At 62.5% G+C, this 341-nt stretch carries 1 pseudogene; it reads right to left on the bottom strand.

Annotated features, from left to right (window positions below):
• Positions 1 to 130: 130 nt before the first annotated feature.
• Positions 131 to 341: pseudogene (locus tag AC1RO3_RS08925) on the bottom strand (hypothetical protein); the annotation flags it as partial.

The raw sequence follows: 341 nt of genomic DNA, 5'->3' as shown, positions 1-341 counted from the left end.
GGCCGTAGCTGCTCACCTAATTTCCGGTACTCGGCCGGTTCGATCGTGAGCACTCCCCCGGCTTGCCGGCCCGGCTGGGTGATGTCTGCGGTGATACGTGGGTCGACGTCGGTGGGATGGAAGGCGGGGATCACGACTGTGTCACCGCGACGCCACCGGCGGTCAAAGCAAATTCGGCCACCAATTGTTCATACGTCATTCCGGCAGCAGCTGCCATCGTCGCCAGGTTCCCTTGCCGTGACATGCCCGGGAGAGTGTTCACCTCCAGGAACCAGGACTCACCCGCCGCGTCGACGAGGTAGTCCATTCGGACAAACCCCGTCAGCTTCAGCTTCCGATAC

The organism is Dellaglioa sp. CoH-57-MRSF-19 (assembly GCF_056781975.1).
This window is presented reverse-complemented; position numbering and strand designations above follow the sequence as displayed.